Below are 16,375 nucleotides of genomic sequence, written 5' to 3' on the forward strand. Positions count from 1 at the left end.
CCTTGAGTTAATAATCAAACGATTGATACGGTTTAGAAAACACCATGTCCTTGGTCACAATGACATTGAATCTAAAGCCTGGGCGTATTTCCAGTGTGGGCGCAATATTCAGGTTTTTCATCATTAAACGCGTGGTGGCTTGGCCCAGTTGCTGGCCTAGCGACTGACTCAAGATGCTACCGGCATTTTGTCGCCCGAATACACCCCCTCCCCCGGCATCACGCTGACTGTACGTGGCTCCAGCGATCACGGCTGACATCAATAATGCCGATCCGAATATGCGTAAATAATGATTATTCACCTGATCCTTGAATCCCGCCTGACCGATACCGTCAGCGCCCGGCATCGCACCGATATCCATGGTCTTGCCATCGGGGAAAATAATCCGCTGCCAGGCAACCAGTACACGCGATTGACCATAGGCAACATCACTGGAATATTCCCCTACCAGCCGCGCCCCTTGGGGTACCAGACGGTGTTTTCCCACGGGCGTGTCATAAATATCTTGACTGACTTGCGCCATGATCTGGCCGGGCAGTTCTGAATTAATACCGGAAATAAGCACCGCCGGGATGACAAATCCCGCCAGCAGGCTATACGGTGTTTCGGGTGCTGCTGGTTTGCTATCCAGTTCCCAACGACTCCCCTGCCCCGTTACATCAAAATTTGTATAATCGTTATTGGGTCTTTTTGAATCCGCATCGATTAATTCCGTCGGTAAATTATCCAGGGCATCCAGGCCATTCCGGTCACCGCTCAATCCACTGTCCCTGATTTGTTGCAATCGCGCCAAATAAGTGGCAGTAGGATCGTCTTTAACTTGTGCATCGACTTGTTGTCTGACTGCGGTTATGCGCGCCAATGCCTCCTCTCGGCTGGGTGTGGCACTCGGTGCAGAGCCTGCGCTTCTGGGTGCTGCGATGGTGACGTTTGTTTTGGCTTTGACTGCCTCTTCAAATTGTTGCATCTTAAGCTGACGAATATGCTGATATTCGGGTGATTCCATCACGGGATGCATTGTGTTTACTGCAGGCAATGGCGGCAAATCAAGATTATCAGGACGCGCAATGAGTATTTCCTGTGGGATGTCAGGTATTCTAGGGGGTGGTATTTTGGGTTCAATAATCCCATCCTTAAAATCACCCGTGATCATTGCCGCTAATAAATTAGTCGACCCTACTTCTGTTCTTTCTTCCTTACTCTCAGAGTTTTGCTGATCTGAGCGATTCATCGCAACAATCATCATGATTAACAAAAAGACCAACATAATGCCGACAACAATATAAATCGGTAGATTGTTAACCCGGCGCACGCCCGATGACGAGACGGTATCAGGGGATGTATCAGCAGCCATATTCATCATTTACTCCTTGCGCACCCAGTAACCTGCAGGGTTTATGGTGTTCTCTTTGGAACTATACGCGCGAGTCAGCACATGCTGATCTACCAGGACTGTAAGGCGGTATAAGCCGTCCATGCGGTCAAAGATATACCCAAGGGTCATGCCATCCGATATTGTTGGTTCTGCTGCTTTGTTGAGGCGCTGCTTTTGATGCTCAATGATGGCGTAGCCCCCGGTTCGTAAACTATCCACTAAAGCATCGCCAAATGAATCCGCCGTTGGGTGTTGCAGTTTGAATTGTGTTGTAGCCGGTGGATAAAGCGCTATCAGTTGCTGCGTCACATCATGAGCTATGCTTTTGTTGTGCGCTTCATCGTTCGCCGCCACAAAATTGCCGTATGGTGTGGTGGCACAACCAGCCAGCATGAATAGCAAAATAGGCATTGATAACCGAAACATATTAATTTCCTTGTGTTTTGGTGATTGTTACGCGGCTTTGATCGCTGCCTACACCCGCAATCAGATACGCTTTATCAAAAACCGCATCCACGATGTACCGGTCATGCTGCAAACGATAATTCACCATGACCTGCGTGTCTTTTGAGAAAAAGCCTCCTTCTTTGCGTACCACCATTAAAACCGGGGCTTCCTGTTGCGAAAATGTGCTCGGCATCTGAATAATGGTTTTTTTGCCATCGTTATAGACGCGCAGCGGTTTCCAGGCGGCCGAGCCTGACACGCTATACAAGAAATCAAGATCGCCTAAATACTCTCCTGTTGCGGGTAGGGTTCTGGCTTGTTTAATGGCCATTGCGCGGTTTTCTCTCAGTTTGACGGCATCCCATTTGGCCTGGGCATCTTCGGGATAAATAAAGGCCACGCGCGGCATGAATTCCTGCCGGTGTGAACGAAGGCGCATGTGATACGTGCGCCGATCGGTGGTCACGACCAGTGAGGTTTCCAGTCCGACATCCAGCGGTTTGACGATTAAATGTTGTACTTCGAATGCACCGCGCCCGGTTATTGCCGGTTCGACTTGCCAGCGCACTTGATCGCCCAGGTGAATAGAATTGACTTGTTCGCCGGGTTGCAGTTGTATATCGCAAACCTGCAACACTGCGCAGACAATGCTGGGTTGTTGTGCGCCAAATAAAAAACGGATGGTGCCATCAGGTCCGGCAACCGGTTTGATTCCCGTGGCGCTGGATTGCTGCCATTTCCGGGCTATTTCAATCGATGCTCTTTCCTGTGGCGTGAGCTTTGGATTATCTTTTGCAAAATAGGCATCCGGAAAATTACTGCCCGCTGCCAAAACAACCGAAGAAAGGAAACTGACACATAGTGCAGTAAATATTATTCCGAGCGTGTTCATTATGGTCCCCTTAACCTCTAAATCTGCTTCGACCAGGAGTAATCATTGATATAAATACCCAATGGATTATTTCGTATTTGTTCTTCCGTTGTATTTGCCGTCGATCCAACGCTATAGATAGTTAACAGCGCGCGCATTTTAAAAGGAGTCATTGCAATATGGCCTTGCCGATCATAGGTGGTTTCATTCCAATCGACCTGCCATGTCTCGGGAGTTTGGGGTATGACCGAGATAATCTCGATACTGACGGTTTCTGTGGCCGCCCGCTTAAAAGGACTGCTATCCTCTGTCCCATTGAGCCATACGTTTGTTTTAGCAGTAGCTGGGGCATTGGGTGAGAGCATTGCATATGCCCGGAAAATAGCCCGGCGCTGCAATGCAATGTCCGGCGTTACCATGCGTAAATCAGTAATAAATGCGGCAACCGACGCATGAATTACCCGCGGATCAGCCGGTGATGCAATATCCGCGCGTAATACCGCGACCGCTTCGCCCATTTTGTCAATTTGCACCACATAGGGAATAAACTTGGACTGACTGCCGATATAAATAACGCCGCCCACTGCCGCCAAAACGATCATGAAACTGAGTATGGCCATGATTTGCCACATATTGCGCGATGCTGCGACAGAGCCCATGTGATCATTCCAGGTTCTGCGCGCATTGAGGTAAGGGTTTTGATTCTCCCCTGCCCTACGGCCATCCTCGATGATCTCGTCACTTAATCGTTCATCGGTGCCCGGCTTGCGCAGGAAAAAATCTTTTATGGTACTCATGCCCTACCCTCATTAAAATTTAGCGTCAGATCTTTCATATCGAGCCATTCCTTAACCCAATCATCACCATATTTTGAAATCAAGTGTTTAATGGTGGCGATGGATTCTTTGTCCGATGCGCCGACAAAGGCCAGGGCAATCTGACCCAATGCCAACTCATAAAGCCTTCGGCCATTCTCGGAAACACAGTAATATTGACGCTTGGCCTTGGCTGTTGCGAGAATTTCAATCTGGCGGGTATTGAGTCCCATGCGCCGATAAAGTGCGGATGCCTCTTCATCACGGGCATGCACATTCGGCAGGAATATTTTTGTGGCGGTGGATTCAACAATCACATCCAAAATCCCGCTATTGGCTGCATCTGACAGGTTTTGCGTCGCCATAAGCACTAGGCAATTGGCTTTACGCATGACTTTCAGCCATTCGCGGATTTTTTCTCGGAATACCTTATGACCGAGCATAATCCAGGCTTCATCCAGTATGATTGCCGCTGGTTGGCCGTGTAAACTACGCTCAATGCGGCGAAACAGGTAGAGCAAGGTTGGCAGCGCATATTTCTCGCCGATATTCATCAGTTCTTCAATCTCGAATGTGGTGAAATCAGCCAGTTGGAGTCCATCTGCTTCGGCATCGAGCAAATGCCCCATCATGCCGTCAACAGTATATTGCAGCATCACTTCACGAATCGCCTCATCCTGAATCGTTACCGAAAACTCTGATAAGGTTTTAGCGCCACTTTGATGCATGCTGGTCAGTGCGCTACTGATTTCATTGCGCTGATTCGGGGTGATGGCAATATTATTGAGTTCGATGATGGTACTAATCCATTCCAGCGCCCAGGCGCGATCTCCTTTTGTTTCGAGGAATTGAAGGGGGCAAAACGCCAGCGCGTCATCATCGGAGGCCACGCAAAAATGCTTGCCGCCAACGGCTTGGGTAAGTGGATACATCGACATGCCTTTATCAAAGCAATAAATGGACATGCCCTTGTAGCGCCGCAGTTGCGCAGCTATGAGGGCTAGATGCGTTGATTTACCAGCACCGGTTGGGCCAAACATGAAAGTGTGTCCAATGTCTCCAACGTGCAAGTTGAGACGAAAAGGCGTTGCCCCTTGCGTAATACAGTGCATGAGCGGTGGTGCCATCGGCGGATACATCGGACAGGGCGCTGCATTCATTCCAGGCCAAATCGTGTTGAGCGGTATTAAATCCGCAAGATTCATGGTGTTTAACAAGGGGCGGCGAACATTCTCAACCCCATGCCCGGGCAAGCTACCCAGGTACGCATCGATGGTGTTGATGGTTTCAATACGCGCTTTAAATCCCAAATGATTAATCGCTTTGACAGCTTGCAACGCAGATGCTTCCAGTATTTCTCTGCTCTGGCTCATCAACACGACTACGCTGGTATAGTAGCCTTGTGAAACCAGGCCACTATTGGTCTCAGAAATAGCTGATTGTGCGTCACTCACCATGTTCAAGGCATTCTCATCAATATGGCTGCTATGCGTATTAAATACCTGATCAAAAAAACCACGCACTTTCTGCTTCCATTTTTTACCGAACTTTTCCAGGTGGGCTACCGACTCGTGATTGTCCATGAAGATATAGCGCGTCGACCAACGGCAAACACAATGCAATTCAGACAAGGCGTTGAGGATTCCTGGTGAGGATTCAAGGGGGAAACCATCAATAGATACCACCTGGATAAAATTGCGGCCAATTTTAGGCACGACCCCACCCCAGAACTCCTGTCCACTTAGCAGCGCATCCAGGTACATGGGATTCTTAGGTAAAACCATTGGGTCATCCATACCCGTTATGCAAAACTGTATCCAGCGCAAAAAATCATCATGGGTAATGGTTGAATTGTCCTCATTGGTTATTTTGTGGCTGAGTAGCCGCGTCAATTCGATAGTGCCGGACAATCGTGATTCAATATTCAAGCACTCGCGCTTGAAATAGTTAATGAGGTTAAAGGTTCGCGCTTTATTGTCTGGCGCAGCTTCTCCATCATCAAACATGAGATCAACAAATTGTCGTTCTGCCAGCATGGGCGGTAACCAGGTTGCAGTCAAAACAAAATAACTCTCATACAAAGTACCAGTGCTCTCAAAAGTTCTGCGCCGCTCGCCATCTATGGCGGCTGAAACTGGATCAGGAAAATGCGACAATCCTTTGTCGGAATAGCCTTCTGCGGATTTACGAACCGCATCAACATGGATCATCCAGCCGGCGCCAAGGCGCGATAAAGCATTATTGATTTGTAGAGAAACATGCTCACGTTCCGCCTGGGTACTGCTTGCTGTGTCAGAACCCTGATAAATCCAGGCCGTCATCAGTGACCCATCTTTGCCGACAATCACGCCATCATCCACGACCGACGCATAGATAAGCAGATCAACAAAACCGGGTGTTTTAGAGCGGTGTCTGTCCAGTTTGTGGTTGTTCTCAACTGCACGTATGCGCATGATCAGAACAAATAGCAGCACCATTCCACTACCGGAAAAAAAGAAGATCAGGACCTCTATCATCGGTATTGTTTCTCCTGCGCTGCGCTGTTGTTATAGAAAGGAGTGCTACGTGACGCGTAGTACTCCCTATATTTGCGGTGACGCAAATAGACCTGGCGCAATTGCGGGTCATTCTTTGCCATCAGGCGTAATACGTACAGAGCGAAAGTCCACAAAATTACGCCAAAAACAAATGCTTTAAATTCAAATGCACTGAATATCAAGGTAAAAGCCAGGAGGCCGGAGAACATCACCATCTCCCTGTCTCCCCCCATGAAAAGATTAGGGCGGTTAGCGGCCTGACGGATAGGAATAGTGCGAAGCGCCATGACTATCCCCTACCCTCTATTATTTTGATTTCTGGTCTAAACAATACGTCCGGAGATTCTTGCGCGGATGGGGTAATGACTGCGCCAGAAAACAGGTTTGTCATGATATTTTGTGCGCCAATGAGTAGTGCCATGACCAGCACAATGAAAATCAAGGTTCTAAAAAACGCGTTCAATTCCCCGCCAAAGATCAAAATACCGCCCGCAACGACAATACCGATAATGGATAACGTAAATGCAACCGGTCCAGTAACCGAGTTTCTTAAACTCACCAGCCATGTTTCATAGGGCAGACCCCCGCCGCCACCAATCGAAGCAAAAACGACTTCAGGGAGCAGCAAAAGACACAAAAAGAAGACCCATAAAGACAGTTGGTGGGCGGGAGATTTAACAGTTACAAGCGGATAATTCATGTTGTGACCCTTTGTTTATAGTTTCTTGATTTGGTAACTGCCTTTTTTACAACCTTGAACTTCAATGATTTCTTGAATACGCCGTCCATATGGAGTGCGTGTCACATGTACAATCAGATGCACGGCCTCGCCGATGAGTGATTCAATATCTCTTGGTGCTGATTTATTTCGGGTAATCAGTGACTTGAGTCTGGTTAAACCAGACAATGCATCATTGGCATGTAAAGTGGCGGCCCCACCCTCGTGCCCTGTGTTCCAGGCATCGAGCAGATCCAATGCTTCCTCACCCCTCACCTCCCCGACCAATATTCGATCCGGTCGCATACGCAGCGTTGTTTTGAGTAATTGGGTCATCGATACATCAAGACTTGTATGATATTGCACAAAATTCTCAGCGGCGCATTGAATCTCGCCGGTATCCTCCAGGATGAAAATGCGCTCGGATGGGTCATTGAGCACCATTTCATTGATGATGGCATTAACCAGAGTAGTTTTGCCAGAACCCGTACCCCCTACAACCAGAATGTTACGGTGGGCTGCAATTGCTGATTTAAGCTTGTGGTACTGCGCTTGGGTCATGATGCTTTGTTCAACGTATTGTTCTAACGTGAATATCGCAATGGCTTTTTTACGGATAGCAAATGTTGGGGATGTCACGATGGGAGTAAGTTGACCCGCGAAGCGCGAGCCGTCGAGTGGAAACTCGCCCTCAATAATCGGTTTTAACCGGGTGATTTCTTTGCCGTGGTATCCGGCCACTGTTTTGATAATGGCTTCAGCCTGGGCTGGACGCAGATTGCCGATACATGCCATTGGTACGCCAAGTTTTTCTTGCCAGACTCGGCCATCGGCGTTGACCATTATTTCAACTGTTTGGGGATCATTTAACGCATCGATTAATAATGGTCCCATGTCACGATCCAGCTTGCGCTTGGCTCTGTCTTTCAGCGTCGAGCAGCTTTCCTCAGATTCCAACATGGATATATCCCGTTTTATTGTTTAACTATATTTACAATATAACGGGATACTAATTAAAGCAACAACTATTTCTCTTTTCTTTTTTTATGGATTAATACTTGCTTCTTGTTTTCAGTGTCCCAAAGATGAACCTGATAAGCTTGAAACTTCGTGAGTGTTCCACATGCACGCACTAAACCTTCAGGTAAGTTTGATTTTGGTATAACGCTCATAAGCTCCTTCATTTCTGCTTCAGAAAGATTTGTTTGCTCCAAAAGAATAGGAAGTGGTGTTTCCAGAGCATTTGCAATAGCTTCCATGATTCTTAATGATGGATTGGCCCTATCTTTTGTCAGGTCGGACAAAAAAGATAGTGAGATATTAGCTTTTTCAGCTAATTCTACTTTTGTCATGTTCAACTCATCCAGTACTCGTATTACATTTGTTAAAAATATCTGGTTATACAAGCTTACTTTCTCCTGCGTTAGACTTGTTTCGATGGGTTTGGGTCGTATTGAAAGATTTTATCTGGTAAAAAATATGTTTGTGGAATTACTATTCAGTAATTGATGCGCATCATATTTAACTTTAACTAATATATTCTTAAATATACAATGATATACCGCTCTACATTCATTATGCAGAGCAAATATATTTAAGTAACCTAATTAGAGATTAATAGTTTATAAAATGAAATGAAGAATACAACTAAAGATATAAAAAAGGATAAATTTAATACGGTTACTTCATTAGAACTTGATCTAAGCCTGATTGATGAAGACCCTGACCAGCCACGTACGGAATTTGACCCTATTACGTTACAAGAACTTGCAGATACTATCCGCTTGCGGGGTGTAAAAACCCCGATATCAGTCCATCCTAATCCAGAATCGGAAGGTCGCTTTATCATCAATCACGGTGCTAGACGCTTTCGAGCATCCTTACTCGCCAAGAAAAAAACCATTCCCGCTTTTATAGATACCGATTACTCTAAAGTCGATCAAATGATTGAAAACTTACAACGAGATGCTTTAACTCCAAGAGAAATCGCTGACTTCATCGGTTATCAATATTCTAAAGGATTCAAAAATACGGAAGTCGCTAAGATGATTGGCAAATCTCCAGCATATGTATCACAACATCACACATTACTAAATCTACCGAGCACGATTGCAACAATATTTAATGCTGGAAAAGTTCGGGATGTAGTAATTATCAATGATCTTGTAAGGGCCTTTAAAGAATCCCCTGAGATCGTTATTGATTGGGTTACAGACACAAAACAAGAGATAACGCGAAGTTCCGTCAATCTTTTACGCCAATTTATCAAGACTGAAGAAAGGCAGAAGACAGAAGCTAAAAGTGATTTTTTAGGTGCTAGAACTGCGAAAAGCAACAAGAAGGCAAGCCAATATCAATACTCCAATGTTGAATTATTATCTCTTTTAAGTCAGTTTCATAAAAGCATTGACTTACGAAATGATAGCTCAGTTAAAGCACTTGATAACTTGACACAACAAGAACGAAACAATCTATCAATTTTACTCGATAAATTAGTTAATTTTGCAAAATGATAAAAAGATATATAAGATGTTTTAATCTAATAAATAACCGATATATCAATATTCTTTTTTTTGTAATAGAACTCTTAATAGGAGTTTTAACTTATTTTCTGGGTCAAAGGGGTAGTCAGACATGCTTAACTCGCCGATAATTTACAGCAAATCTAATACATCAAATACCCACAGACCTCCAATGAAGAAACCACCAAAAGATCCTATAAAAAGTTTGCAGCTTGATTTATTTTCTCAATTTGTAACCAACGATCTAAGTAAAGTTTCTAACACAATTGAACTTTGGGAGCGCATACCGAAGTATTTCTTTACAGCTAAACAAGTTGAAAAGCTGCGTACTACTGATGGGCTAGCAAAACCTTACGAATGGACCTATACAGAAAATGGAAAGGAATATACGGTCTCTTTTCAACCGGCATTAGTTAAACAAAAACAAGGAAAATACAAAGCTTTTTTCCCTGGAGTTACAGAAGAACTTGTAGAAGAAGCACTAAAGAAGATATTTAGTGATCAACAATATGCTATTCATGACCCTGAAAAGACAGAAAGTTGGATTAAATTTACTTTAGGAATGATACAAAAAGCACTTAAAACAAAAGGACGAGCCAGAAGTATTGATGAAATAAAACATGCTATCAACGTAATGAGTTCTTGCCTTCTTACATTTAGCAAAGAAGGTAAAGAACTCTGGAAAGGAGCTATTTTACAGGATTTGGTAACCGTTGGTCGTGATGAATACCTTGCTTCTACTGATACACATCATATCGCAAGGCTACCCCTTTTCATCAGTCACAGTATCAACAACCTAGATTACAGACAATTTAATTACGACCGTTTAATGAGTTGTGACGAGCAATTAACCCGTTGGATATACAAACGACTTATCAACCGCTTTACCCAAGCCAGCCAAACAACAACGTATTCTTGTATGTACTCAGATATAAAACAGACAAGCGGGTTATTACAACAAACACGTGAGATTGATAACAGAAGAAAAATACGATCTGCTTTTAATGAATTACAAGAAAAAGGCATAATTCTTGCCTATGAAATTGACGAACGTAAAACTGGAAGAGCTATTACAGATGTAAAATATACAATTAAAGCAACACAACAATTTATTAAAGAACAAATAGCTTCTAATAAACGCGCTAGCGATACACAAACAATAGCCCAGAAATCAGGTATTCGTTTTATCAAAAAACATAGTTAAAGGTTTAACTCACACATGATATAGGTTTAACCCACATATGTTATAGGTTTGACTCATACATGATATAGGTTTAACCCACATATGTTATAGGTTTGACTCATACATGTTATAGGTTGAACCCACACTACGTTATAGGTTTAACTCACCTTTAAGCTAAGAGTCATAGGTTTAACTCACACTATAATTAAAAAGATATAGGTTTAAACCACAGATAAAAACAAAAGATATAGGTTTAAACCACATTTAAGCAATAAAGATATAGGTTTGACTCACACAAAACAAAATAACTTATAGGTTTAGCCCACACTTAAACACCATGTTATAGGTTTAACTCACACTAAATGCAAGAATAACCATACAACATACTGATATTTAATCACTTTTATCTTGTGGATAACTTCCTATTCTTTTCTTCTCTTAATCATATAAATAAACAAGACTTTTATATGATTTAACTTTTAATCCACATCAATATTATTTAAAATACTTCCAGATTGATACATATCAAAAATAATATTACCCAACAAAGGTTCATTATCCAAATAGCAGATAACCCCATCAAATCACTCTCATGCACTTCTAAGGCAATTAATAATCGAATAAGGGTATACCCCCCTACTATTCATATTCTTTTACCTAAAAATAACCTTAAATCAATTTTGATTGCAACCATAAAAACAATCTAAAGAAATTAACGCCAAGAAAAAATGAAAAACATGACTTTCGATGTCTGAACTAGTTATATTTAAAAATGAAGGTTTGATATTATGAAAAAACGATTACTCGTCATGAACGGCCAAAAATTAGTTCAAAATGAAACAGCTGGCGAATGGAAAACAGAAAAAGTAAGTAAAGCTGAAGGCATCAAACCCGGAATATATAATTTATACAATACAGTTGATCCAGACCTTTCAAAAGATAATATTGGAGAAGTAATCTATATCGACAAAATAGAAAATGTGCTTTATCAACAAAAAGGATCTCAAACTCAATATATTAAGCACGATTTAAGCTGCTTCAACCAAATCCCAAAACCAGGCCACTTAATGAATATTAGATATGAAGACAACAAAGTAAGCACAACAGAAGTTTCAAAAAAACTCAATCAAACTATTAAGTTGTGAACATAAATTATTTTGTTATTTCATAGAAACGATTTTCTAATTTGTCTAAACCTTCTTTTTGTATTAATGCCAATATAGCTTTCTCAAGGGTTTCAGTATCATAACAACCCAAATGTTCACCTATATCCTGAAATAAAGTTTTGATACCCTCTCGACACTTTCCCCCAAACTGTGCAGTATAAGGAGAAACTCTTCGACGTTTTTTTGGCTGTCGACTAACAAAACCAAGTTTTGCCCCTTCTCTTTCCATTGCCATTTGTTGATCCAGGGTTAACTTATGCGCTTTTTGTCCTTTAATTACAAGTTCTTCAAGGTCTATTTGTTCCTCATTTAAACCCAATGATGCGCGTTCACTAGACATTTGTAATGCTCCTTTCAGAGTGTTGCTCAATACCTTTTTTCAATAACCTTTTAATTTCTTCAGCATAATTCTCAGAGTTTTTGGCTGCTTTATCGAGGCTTATTTGTTCTTTTTTATTTTCAGTCTTTAACGCATTGACAGAACCACCAAAAGAAAAGATTGATTTAAATGCCTCCCTATCAATTAGAGAACATTTAAGTATATCTATACCCGCCTCATTAAATGATTGTGTAAGATACTTCCCTGTTTTAGTAAAAATTGCTGCACTTAACCGAGTAAACATAACAGAGAAAGGAATTTCACGACGAGCAATATTCGCGCCATATTTAATAGTCTTGATGGTTTTAACAGCTTCCTTGGCATCATTCTGTGAAGCTTGACAAGGAACTATTACAAGATCTGCACGACTTATTGCACCAACTACTGCACTGCTTGCAACCCCTTCCAAGTCAACCAGAACAAATGGAGTTTGTTCCTGTGCCTGATCAATAACATCTAGAATATTTTCTTCAGTAACATTATCATAAAGTCGTATATTACTGGGTTTACCTTCTAGCTTTGCCCATGCTGCGCTATGTTGGTTTGGGTCTGCATCAATTAAAGAAACCTCTATATTTTTGTCAAAACCTTGTCTGGCAAGCTCACAAGCAAGAACAACACAAGCTGTTGTCTTACCGGCTCCTCCCTTACTTGATGCAAAAACTATAACGGGCATATAACTGTACTCCTATATTAATAGTTATTAAATAGATAACCTTAACTAATAGATAACTAACAGTTACTCTATATTATAGTTACTAAATAAGCAACTTTTAGATAACCCTTTGTTATATGAAATAATAGTTATTCTATAGTTAACCATCAAATAACTTATAAATAACTATAATTTCAGTTACCTATTAGTTATACCTATCTTCGTCAACTAATTGTATATACTACATGAAAATATATATAACAATAAGTTATACATTATATACCTATTAGTTTAATATATGTTATACATAAAAATAACTAATAGTTATTTTATAGATAACCTTATAATAACTATAACTAACATTAAACTAATTAGAAAGTGGATTATATTTAGCACATTGATTCGTTCCTGTCCCGTAAATTAGCGCTTAAATGAATGATATTTTATCTTTAGTTAATCTTGTAAAATGCGAAATCTTTACATCCAGAACTCGGGATAACGCATTATGAATTAACTGATTTCAGAGCTAGCTTACGGAACAGTAATGAAAAAGGAATCGAAAATCATAGATCAGGTCAGATTAGTGGGGGCAGAAACAATCATCGAGAACTTGCAATGACCAAAACATTTTCTATACTGTGTGTACTAACTACTTCGGCAATGTAAAAAACAGCACCCAAGTTATTACTAATAAGCACCTACATGAATCTAAAAAAAACTAATAAAATTTTCCTAGACACGTCATCACCAAGACAGTACATATATGGATATAAACTTCTCTTCCTACACAAAATTAATGTAATAAGTGTTGCCTGATAATTTTCTTATTTACCACGAAATATTTTCAAGATATGCAGAATTGTTATTAACCATATCTAACAGATATCTGTTAGATATGGTTAACTGTTAGTTATCTGTTAGATAGTATTGGTGATTCTGTTACAAATAATGGTTTTGGAAAAAGATTAATAAAACTGAGATTTTTACAAAAGTGCATTACGTTTTTGCAATACTATGTATTAACTTAATAATGATTTCCTGAATTAGGTTTTGTAAAGGTGTAATCTATATGATGGATTTAAATTCGAAGTGTAAATTTAGATAGCTACTTGGTGGTAATTAGCTGTAGTTTTTAAAGCCATTTTTCAATATCTTGTCGACCAAGAATATTCATAATTTCAACCGCGTCACTTACAACACGGTAATAAATAGTATCAACGCCGCAAACGCTTTTTCTGTAGCCTTTGCGGATATAGTCAGCAGATGGATGCAAAAGGGGCTGTTCTGCAAGCAATTCAAAGCGTTCAAAAAAAGCATTGTAATATTTGTCAGCCTGACATTCTCCCCATTCTTTAAAACCTCGTCGCCAAATCCTATTTAAATCTGCTTGCGCGTCTTCGGTTATTTTATAAAACCCCATCGCGGCGCGCTTTTTCTTTAATATCTGCCAGTATTTCATCACGGTTCTTATTCGTAAAACCGCTCTGTTCGGCTTTAATCAATTTAGCGCGGATAAGCTTGATTTCAGCGGGGCTTTCGGTACGTTGCTCTTTATCTCTACGAATCAGATTACGAACATATTCGCTATTACTCACATACTCACCGCTTGCAATAATTTCATTCATCCATTGCCGGTCTTGATCGGTAAGACTCAGCGTTGTTTTTACAATGGCCATAAATTTACCTCCAAGTATGGTATGAATATATACCACTACAATACCTCCAAAAGAATACCCTATCAAGATCTTTCTGCGGGTCTACAATCGGGATCATTTATAATAGATTTTTATTGCTGTGGTCTGAGTTGTTCAATTTTCTCGGGTGGGAAGTGGCGATAGAAGGTTGTTCTGCCGATACCAAGGGTTTTAATGATGTCGGAGATAAATGGGTAATTCTCGGTATCTTTGAGCATGGCTTGTGCCGTACGTATTTTATCCACTGTCATTAGTGTGGGCCTACCTCCAATACGACCGTTCCTGCGTGCGGATTGCAGACCTGCTCGGGTATTTTCAACAATGATTTCGCGTTGAAACTGGTCAAAAGCCGCATTCATGTGAAAGAACAATCTACCTTCCGGTGTGCCGGTATCGATATTTTGTGTGATGACTTTGAGTCCGATCTGGCGATCTTCGAGACTTTTGACGGTATTGATGATTTGAGTCAGCGATCGTGCAAGACGGGAGAGTTTCCAGATTACCAGCGTATCGCCTTCACGCATATAGTTAAGAGCATCTTCCAACTGAAATCGTTTTGTACTTGCTCCTGATATTTTTTCAGTAAATATCTTTTTACATCCCGCTTCTTTTAGCGCTTCAATCTGTAATTGTGGATTTTGATCAAGAGTGGAAACTCGTGCATAGCCAATCAACATATTTTATGTTCCTAAAACGGTTTTTTAAGATATTAACAGAACGATTTATTCGGAACAATGTTTTGGAACACATTATCAGGAGTTTTTATATCGAGTTAGGGTAGGGCGCCTGTTGTTCCACAAACGATCGTTTTTGGAACAGTCAAAAGGGGGTTTTAGTAGGAATTTTTGGTAAAATTTCACGAAACATACATTGCTTGACATTTGTGCATACATATTGTACATATAACAAATGCGCTATGAATGGAATCCAGATAAAGACAAAGCAAATCTAAAGAAGCATGGCATTGGTTTTAATGAAGCGTGCCAAATTTTTAAAAACGATGTTTTTACATGGATTGATAATCGTAAAAATTACAACGAGACGCGAAAAATAAGCATTGGTTCGCTTGACGGGGAAATCATCATCGTTGTTGTTCACACAGATAGAAATGGTCTAACGCGTATTATTTCAGCGAGACCGGCCAAGATGAAAGAAAGGAGATTGTACAATGAGCATATTAAAAAAACGTCTTAAGGAAATTAAAGCTATTAAGGATGAAGATATAGATTGCAGCGACATTCCAGAACTTGACGAGACTTTCTGGAAAAATGCAGTACTTGTGCATCCTGAGAAAAAAGAACGTTTAACGGTGCGCTTTGATGCGGATATGGTTGAATGGTTTAAAAATCAAGGTAAAGGCTACCAAACCAGAATGAATACTATTTTGAGAAGCTTTTACGAAGCCCATAAAAATGAATCGTGAATTAAGGCTCTGTTGCAAAAAATGATTTTTGAAGAAATGTGGATCTAAAAGAAATCTGAAGAGCTATTGGTTGCGAAGACAATATGGACGCGCCTTATTTTTTGCAGGGGGTGTAAATAATTTTGTGTAAATGGTCATTTAGCAGGAAACTGCTTATATGCTTTTGGAGTAAAAATGACTACACGCAAATCCCTACCGACCGACTTAATTGATAGCCTGCTGGCTGATTACAAAAAACCAGAAGATTTAATCGGTGAGAATGGTCTTCTCAAGCAACTCACCAAAGCGTTGAGTGAACGTGCCTTGCAAGCAGAAATGGCCGGGCATCTTGGTCACGATAAGCACGAAACTGTAACCAATTCCACCGGCAATGTCAGAAATGGTAAAAATCGCAAGACCCTAAAAGGTGAATTCGGTAAATTGCCCATCGAGATCCCCCGTGACCGTGAAGGCAGTTTCGAGCCACAAATCATTCCCAGGCATCAAACCCGCTGGGTGGGCTTTGATGACAAGATCATCTCGTTGTATGCCCGAGTTTTATGTTCCATTGTTCCCTAAACCCCAAAATCGGCATGTAATTTACCCTGAAA

The 16,375-nt window shown here is 41.2% G+C and carries 19 protein-coding genes and 1 pseudogene; 6 read left to right on the forward strand and 14 right to left on the reverse strand.

Annotated features, from left to right (window positions below):
* Positions 1-7 precede the first annotated feature (7 nt).
* The 9 genes from C8R34_RS04305 to C8R34_RS04345 form a co-directional block, all read right to left on the reverse strand.
* Positions 8-1,363 (reverse strand): TrbI/VirB10 family protein, encoded by a 1,356-nt coding sequence (locus tag C8R34_RS04305; protein ID WP_207896436.1) that lies wholly within the window; start codon positions 1,361-1,363, stop codon positions 8-10.
* Positions 1,364-1,801, reverse strand: a complete 438-nt coding sequence (locus C8R34_RS04310) for a conjugal transfer protein TrbH (RefSeq protein WP_110338197.1) — start codon at positions 1,799-1,801, stop codon at positions 1,364-1,366. It lies immediately after the preceding gene.
* A gap of 1 nt (position 1,802) precedes the next feature.
* Positions 1,803-2,714 carry a P-type conjugative transfer protein TrbG gene (gene trbG / locus C8R34_RS04315; protein WP_110338199.1) on the reverse strand — a complete coding sequence of 304 codons (912 nt, stop codon included), beginning with the start codon at positions 2,712-2,714 and terminating at the stop codon, positions 1,803-1,805.
* Between the two features lie 17 nt (positions 2,715-2,731).
* A complete protein-coding gene (locus C8R34_RS04320) occupies positions 2,732-3,490 on the reverse strand; it encodes a VirB8/TrbF family protein (protein WP_110338201.1) in 759 nt (252 codons plus the stop codon).
* Complete coding sequence (locus C8R34_RS04325; protein WP_110338203.1) at positions 3,487-6,024, reverse strand: VirB4 family type IV secretion/conjugal transfer ATPase; 2,538 nt, start codon at positions 6,022-6,024, stop codon at positions 3,487-3,489. Before C8R34_RS04325 ends, C8R34_RS04320 begins: the two co-directional genes overlap by 4 nt.
* Positions 6,021-6,332 carry a conjugal transfer protein TrbD gene (locus tag C8R34_RS04330; RefSeq protein WP_110338205.1) on the reverse strand — a complete coding sequence of 104 codons (312 nt, stop codon included), beginning with the start codon at positions 6,330-6,332 and terminating at the stop codon, positions 6,021-6,023. The genes C8R34_RS04325 and C8R34_RS04330 overlap by 4 nt, the downstream gene beginning before the upstream one ends.
* A 2-nt stretch (positions 6,333-6,334) precedes the next feature.
* The gene (locus C8R34_RS04335) at positions 6,335-6,745 is read right to left on the reverse strand and encodes a TrbC/VirB2 family protein (RefSeq protein ID WP_110338207.1); all 411 of its coding nucleotides are present in this window, start codon (positions 6,743-6,745) and stop codon (positions 6,335-6,337) included.
* A 15-nt stretch (positions 6,746-6,760) separates the two neighbouring features.
* Entirely contained in the window at positions 6,761-7,723 is a 963-nt protein-coding gene (trbB, locus tag C8R34_RS04340) for a P-type conjugative transfer ATPase TrbB (protein WP_181415473.1), read from the reverse strand.
* A 65-nt stretch (positions 7,724-7,788) separates the two neighbouring features.
* Positions 7,789-8,115: a helix-turn-helix domain-containing protein gene (locus C8R34_RS04345; protein ID WP_375342113.1), complete on the reverse strand. Its 327-nt coding sequence runs from the start codon at positions 8,113-8,115 to the stop codon at positions 7,789-7,791.
* A gap of 282 nt (positions 8,116-8,397) precedes the next feature.
* On the opposite strand from C8R34_RS04345, the gene C8R34_RS04350 reads away from it, so the two are divergent.
* The 3 genes from C8R34_RS04350 to C8R34_RS04360 all read left to right on the forward strand — a co-directional run bounded on the left by C8R34_RS04350 (position 8,398) and on the right by C8R34_RS04360 (position 11,613).
* Positions 8,398-9,276, forward strand: coding sequence for a ParB/RepB/Spo0J family partition protein (locus C8R34_RS04350; RefSeq protein ID WP_110338211.1), 879 nt, complete (start codon positions 8,398-8,400; stop codon positions 9,274-9,276).
* Positions 9,277-9,457: 181 nt separating this feature from the next.
* Positions 9,458-10,489, forward strand: coding sequence for a hypothetical protein (locus C8R34_RS04355; protein ID WP_110338212.1), 1,032 nt, complete (start codon positions 9,458-9,460; stop codon positions 10,487-10,489).
* A 767-nt stretch (positions 10,490-11,256) separates the two neighbouring features.
* Complete coding sequence (locus tag C8R34_RS04360; protein WP_132467063.1) at positions 11,257-11,613, forward strand: KfrB domain-containing protein; 357 nt, start codon at positions 11,257-11,259, stop codon at positions 11,611-11,613.
* 7 nt (positions 11,614-11,620) lie between these two features.
* Here C8R34_RS04360 and C8R34_RS04365 read toward each other — a convergent pair whose 3' ends face one another.
* The 5 genes from C8R34_RS04365 to C8R34_RS04385 form a co-directional block, all read right to left on the reverse strand.
* A complete protein-coding gene (locus C8R34_RS04365; RefSeq protein WP_110338216.1) occupies positions 11,621-11,974 on the reverse strand; it encodes a hypothetical protein in 354 nt (117 codons plus the stop codon).
* Positions 11,967-12,689 carry a ParA family protein gene (locus tag C8R34_RS04370; RefSeq protein ID WP_110338218.1) on the reverse strand — a complete coding sequence of 241 codons (723 nt, stop codon included), beginning with the start codon at positions 12,687-12,689 and terminating at the stop codon, positions 11,967-11,969. The genes C8R34_RS04365 and C8R34_RS04370 overlap by 8 nt, the downstream gene beginning before the upstream one ends.
* Before the next feature lie 1,111 nt (positions 12,690-13,800).
* Positions 13,801-14,088, reverse strand: a complete 288-nt coding sequence (locus C8R34_RS04375; protein WP_110338220.1) for a type II toxin-antitoxin system RelE/ParE family toxin — start codon at positions 14,086-14,088, stop codon at positions 13,801-13,803.
* Positions 14,075-14,344 (reverse strand): type II toxin-antitoxin system ParD family antitoxin, encoded by a 270-nt coding sequence (locus C8R34_RS04380; protein WP_110338222.1) that lies wholly within the window; start codon positions 14,342-14,344, stop codon positions 14,075-14,077. Before C8R34_RS04380 ends, C8R34_RS04375 begins: the two co-directional genes overlap by 14 nt.
* Positions 14,345-14,454: 110 nt before the next feature.
* Positions 14,455-15,039 carry a recombinase family protein gene (locus tag C8R34_RS04385; protein ID WP_110338224.1) on the reverse strand — a complete coding sequence of 195 codons (585 nt, stop codon included), beginning with the start codon at positions 15,037-15,039 and terminating at the stop codon, positions 14,455-14,457.
* A 232-nt stretch (positions 15,040-15,271) separates the two neighbouring features.
* On the opposite strand from C8R34_RS04385, the gene C8R34_RS04390 reads away from it, so the two are divergent.
* From C8R34_RS04390 to C8R34_RS04400, 3 genes and pseudogenes are all read left to right on the forward strand, one after another.
* Positions 15,272-15,556, forward strand: a complete 285-nt coding sequence (locus C8R34_RS04390) for a BrnT family toxin (protein WP_110338226.1) — start codon at positions 15,272-15,274, stop codon at positions 15,554-15,556.
* The gene (locus C8R34_RS04395; protein WP_110338228.1) at positions 15,531-15,785 is read left to right on the forward strand and encodes a BrnA antitoxin family protein; all 255 of its coding nucleotides are present in this window, start codon (positions 15,531-15,533) and stop codon (positions 15,783-15,785) included. Before C8R34_RS04390 ends, C8R34_RS04395 begins: the two co-directional genes overlap by 26 nt.
* Positions 15,786-15,959: 174 nt before the next feature.
* Positions 15,960-16,319: pseudogene (locus C8R34_RS04400) on the forward strand (transposase); the annotation flags it as partial.
* Positions 16,320-16,375 lie beyond the last annotated feature (56 nt).

Origin of the sequence: Nitrosomonas sp. Nm84, from assembly GCF_003201565.1 — a bacterium.
GTDB lineage: Bacteria > Pseudomonadota > Gammaproteobacteria > Burkholderiales > Nitrosomonadaceae > Nitrosomonas.